General features: G+C 57.2%; 5 protein-coding genes and 1 tRNA gene. All 6 read left to right on the forward strand.

Annotated elements, in window-relative coordinates; genetic code table 11:
* The first annotated feature begins 45 nt into the window (after positions 1-45).
* Positions 46-122: transfer RNA gene (locus VWZ81_RS14575), tRNA-Met, on the forward strand.
* A 452-nt stretch (positions 123-574) separates the two neighbouring features.
* Positions 575-1,525, forward strand: a complete 951-nt coding sequence (locus tag VWZ81_RS14580) for a glycosyltransferase family 2 protein (RefSeq protein WP_340547860.1) — start codon at positions 575-577, stop codon at positions 1,523-1,525.
* Positions 1,526-1,527: 2 nt separating this feature from the next.
* Positions 1,528-2,325 (forward strand): NAD-dependent epimerase/dehydratase family protein, encoded by a 798-nt coding sequence (locus tag VWZ81_RS14585; protein ID WP_416543447.1) that lies wholly within the window; start codon positions 1,528-1,530, stop codon positions 2,323-2,325.
* Positions 2,318-3,094: a glycosyltransferase family 2 protein gene (locus VWZ81_RS14590; RefSeq protein ID WP_416537119.1), complete on the forward strand. Its 777-nt coding sequence runs from the start codon at positions 2,318-2,320 to the stop codon at positions 3,092-3,094. Before VWZ81_RS14585 ends, VWZ81_RS14590 begins: the two co-directional genes overlap by 8 nt.
* Complete coding sequence (locus VWZ81_RS14595; protein WP_416543448.1) at positions 3,091-4,287, forward strand: DegT/DnrJ/EryC1/StrS family aminotransferase; 1,197 nt, start codon at positions 3,091-3,093, stop codon at positions 4,285-4,287. Before VWZ81_RS14590 ends, VWZ81_RS14595 begins: the two co-directional genes overlap by 4 nt.
* Before the next feature lie 41 nt (positions 4,288-4,328).
* Positions 4,329-4,978: GDP-mannose 4,6-dehydratase (locus tag VWZ81_RS14600; RefSeq protein WP_416543449.1), on the forward strand; the 650-nt coding region annotated here is incomplete at its 3' end.

Consider the following 4,978-nt stretch of genomic DNA (forward strand, 5'->3'; position numbering starts at 1 on the left):
TAATGGCTCAACTCGCGCAACGCGCCAGAGCCTGAATAAAAATGTCGCGGGATGGAGCAGCCCGGTAGCTCGTCAGGCTCATAACCTGAAGGTCGTAGGTTCAAATCCTACTCCCGCAACCAACGCATCGATGAAATATCACAACCTTAAACCTCGCTCCGGCGGGGATCTTCGCGTTCAGGCACAGGCACTGGATGCACTACGGTAGTAAAATAGCGCCCCAGCGCCCACGGCTATCATACCAGTCATGAAACGAGGCGCGCCAAACCAAAGCGGTACACATCAGCGCGGAAAACTCCGCCGCCCGAACGCTTGACCGCAACGGCGGGCGCGGTCCGAAGAGAGGGCGACCTTGATACTGCAAGCGCTCGTTCAGCCCTAACAGGTCCTTAGCATTTGCGATCTTTTGCACCGGAGGCCGCGTCGCGGTCCTGCTCTTCCACTAGGATTCAGGCTATTGTCGCTGGGGACTTTTAGAAACGGACGCGACTTAACTCAAATTTATTTCTTATGGGCGTATCTTCGGGATCGTGAGCGCAGTTCGTTGCGCGTGCTTTGCTGGAGAACCGGTCACATGCAGTTTCGCTCTTTCAATGCTCCTGATCCAGATACAGGCGATCGTCCTCTGGTGACGGTTTTCTGCGCCGTCTGGCATAAGCAGCCGAACAAGCACGAGTTATTGCGGTCTCATTGGGAGAATCTGAAGGCACAGTCGATCCCCGTTGAGCCTTGCTACATCTTTGACAATGGTGATGTTGCCCCCGAGTGGCTGGACGCGCCCTGGCACAGTTTTGACGAGCCGCTCACGATCTACGAGGCCTGGTCCGCAGCAACTGCACTGGCACGTACCAAATATATCATGAACCTTAATATGGATGATCGCCTGGCCACCAATGCCGTTCAGGCGATGGTCGCCGCAGCGATTGCGACCAAATCCGCATTGGTTGGTGGTGAATGGCTCGTCAGCTTTGATGAAAGTCACCTCGACCAAAAGTTTGCTGTGGAAGACCTCTGGGATACCTGCTTCGCTGCCGATTGGCCGCCGAAGAAACAATCAAATCTGCGGCTTGGCAGCGGAACGGCTGAGCGGGGAACATATGGACCTGCCACACTGTGGAGCCTGGAGCAGGTCGGCCCGTGGTACCCAAGCTACTTCGGCAACCAGACACCGATCAAATCGATTGGCGATGCCATCTTCTGGCAGGTCCTTGCCAAGAATAATCGCAAGTTCACGCGGATCCCGATGGTGGTCGGCCGGTACTATTCTGACGAGACATCCCAGGCCGAATTCCGCCCGCACCAGGACAATGAGTACCTGCGTGATCACGGGATCAGTCGCGCTTCCTTTGCCGATTTCATCACCTCGGGTGATTTTTCCAAATGGCCCGGCCTTGCTCCCGCAGCTGGTGTCCCGGACCCTGTCGAGCTGAATAAAATCGAACGAGCCAGTGCGGAGCTGGCCGCGAAATTTCGTTCAATGGGGTTGAGAGCGCATGGCGCGGCCCAAAGCATCTCGATGCAGTGACCATGTCGCAACGTATCTTCATAACCGGCAGCGGCGGTATCGTTGGCCGCCACGCCATGGCTGCTCTGGCAGAGCTTGCGCCTGATGCGGTTGTGATCCGCAACACCGCAGATCTGACAAAACCCGATGAGATTGCCCAGGTCATCAACACGGCGGGCCCGCTTGATCTGGTCATCCACCTTGCTGCCATGGTGCCGGTCAAGGCGGTGCAGGGCGATCCCGGCGGCGCCTTTGCTGTAAACGCAGGCGGCACGATCAACCTTCTGGCTGCGCTTGGCAATACTCATGCCCGGATGCTTCTGTGTTCCTCCAGCCATGTCTATGCGAGCAAAGAGACGCCAATTTTCGAAACCGATACCATCGAACCGGTTTCACTTTATGGTCAGACCAAGCGGATGGCAGAGCTGGCTGCGCAACAGATTTGCGCCGCGACGGGTCGCTCGCTCTGCATCGCCAGATTGTTTTCGATCCACGACCCTGAACAATCTGGAAGCTATCTGCGCCCGACGCTTGTCACTCGGTTGAAGACCGCCGTGCCGGAGGCGCCGTTTGACCTCTACGGTGCCGACAGTCGGCGGGATTTTCTGCCCGCTGCACAGGCGGCCCGCCTTATTGTCGAACTCGCTCTTTCGGATGCCGAGGGGCCGGTCAACGTCGGCTCCGGGTGTGCGATGACGGTAGCAGATTTTGCCCAATCCCTTGCTCCTTTCCCTTTGAACATACGGCCCCTGGGCCAGAACGACACGCTAGAGGCCGATGTCACGCGCCTGCGTGCGATCCTTGGAGAACGCCATGACTAAGAGAGTTTCCATTGTAGTTCCCACATTTAACCGTGCGGATATGCTGCCCAAAGCAATCGACAGTGCGCTTGATCAGACTGTCGCCTGCGAAGTGATCGTCGTAGATCACGGGTCGACCGATCATACGCCGCAGGTTGCCGCGGAATATGGTGATAAGATCATCTACGTCCGGCGGGAAAAGGACTTCGGCCCGCATTTTTGCTGGCTTGAGGGCGTCCTGCATGCATCTGGCGAATTTGTCCACCTGCAGTATGACGATGACTGGATTGCTCCGACCTTCATTGAAAAATGCCTGACTGTCCTCAGCGATGATGTCGGCTTTGCCTTCACCGGGGCTGAGGTTGTCGACAATAAAACCGGCAAGCAGATGATGACGCAGTTCTTGGGATGGCTGCCGGATACGGGTATTTTTGAGAACCGCCTGGCGGAGGAAAACATCGTCGGATCCCTGATCTCCCCCGGCGCGGCTCTGTTTCGGCGCCAGGTATTGATCGATGCGCTCTACCAGGGGCGGTTACCGCTGCAAAACAGCGAATACCACGGGGTTGGGCCAGATATCTTCGCCTCGCTGCTATCGATGCTGCGATATCCGAAGGTTGGCTTTGTGAAGGAACCTCTTGCCAGTTTCCGGGCTCATGATGGCTCGATCACCATCGACGCGCTGAAAGATCAGAAGAAGGCCGCCAACATCACCGCCGCTTACAACGAGGTGCGACATTACTACGTCGAGTTAAAGGCGATGCAGGCTGTTAGAGGGGCGCAAGCATGAAGAATTTTCAGCCACCGCGGCCGATCACCCTGGCCCAGGACACCATCTCGCGGCGGGAACTGCAGCAGACCGCCGATTGGATGATGGCGGGGAATCGCCTGACAAAGGCGGAAGAAACAACCGCCTTCGAAGCCGAGTTCGCGGCATGGATGGGCTGCAAACATGCGGTATTTGTGAACTCGGGCTCGTCTGCAAACCTGTTGATGATATATGCCGCGCGCGAAGCCGGACGGTTGCGGAACAATAAGGTGATCGCGCCCGCCGTCAGCTGGGTGACCACGGTGTCCCCACTTATCCAGTTCGGTTTTGATGTGCGGCTTTGCGACTGCGATCCGACCGATCTCGGGCTGGATCTGGATCATCTCGAACGGCTCTGCAAGGAGGAGGCTCCGGCCCTGCTGATCCTTGTGCATGTGCTTGGTCACGCCAACCATATGGCGGCGATCCGGGACATCTGCGAACGTTATGATGTCCTCTTGCTGGAGGACAGCTGCGAAGCCCTGGGATCGGTCAGCGACGGGCGAAAACTCGGCTGTCATGGGACTGCGGGCAGTTTCTCATTCTATTACGGGCATCATATCTCGACGATCGAAGGGGGGATGGTTGTCACCGATGACAGTGAGCTCCATCAGGTCATGCTATCGCTGCGGTCTCATGGCTGGAGCCGGGATCTCAACCCGACATTGCGCGATCAGCTGCAGCAAGACCACAATATCGACGATTTCCGCAACCTTTACACCTTCTACTACGCCGGGTTTAACCTGCGCTCGACGGATCTGCAGGCCTTCATCGGGCGTCAGCAAATTCTGAAACTCGATGATATCTGCCGGGTTCGCGAACGCAATTTTGACATCTACGCCGCGCAGTTGCGGGGTTTTTATCGTCAGGACAGCGAGACTGAGCTGTTATCCTCCTTCGCCTATGGCACCTTGGTGGAGAACAGGATGGAGGTATTCGAGCACCTCAGGGACCAGGATATCGAGTGTCGACCGCTCATCTGCGGAAATATCGCGCGCCATCCGTTCTGGATCCGGCATTACGGGCATCAGGTGCTGCCAAACGCAGATCTGATTCACGACTATGGGATTTACCTGCCCAACCACCATAATTTGTCGCCGACGGATGTGACCTGCGTCACCGACGCGTTCAAGGCGGTTGCGCGTCCCAAGAGCATTCATGACCGCGCAGCCTGAGCTGCGGCCGATGGCGATTTCCAGAAACAACGGACAGCAAAATGCCAAGTGTTAAAAAAGCCCTCATCACCGGTGTGACGGGTCAGGATGGGTCCTACCTTGCGGAGTTTCTTCTGGAGAAGGGCTATGAGGTGCATGGGCTGAAGCGGCGGGCGTCGTCGTTCAACACCAGCCGGGTGGATCACATCTATCAGGATCCGCATGTGGATCATGCCCGCTTCAAGTTGCATTACGGCGATCTCACCGATACCTCCAACCTGACGCGGCTGCTGAGCGAGATCGAACCGGATGAGGTCTATAACCTCGGCGCGCAGTCTCATGTCGCCGTCAGTTTCGAGGCGCCGGAATATACCGCAGATGTCGATGGCATCGGCACCCTGCGCCTGCTGGAAGCGATCCGTTTCCTGGGGCTGGAGAAAAAGACCCGGTTTTATCAGGCCTCGACTTCGGAATTATACGGCCTGGTGCAGGAAACCCCGCAGCGCGAGACCACGCCGTTTTATCCGCGCAGCCCTTATGCGGTGGCCAAGCTTTATTCCTACTGGATCACGGTCAATTACCGCGAGGCCTATGGCATCTATGCCTGCAACGGCATCCTGTTCAACCACGAGAGCCCGCGCCGGGGCGAGACCTTTGTGACGCGCAAGATCACCCGCGGTCTCGCCAATATCGCGCAAGGCCTCGAGGAGTG

Origin of the sequence: Phaeobacter sp. JH20_34 (assembly GCF_048056095.1) — a bacterium.
Taxonomy (GTDB): domain Bacteria; phylum Pseudomonadota; class Alphaproteobacteria; order Rhodobacterales; family Rhodobacteraceae; genus Phaeobacter; species Phaeobacter bryozoorum.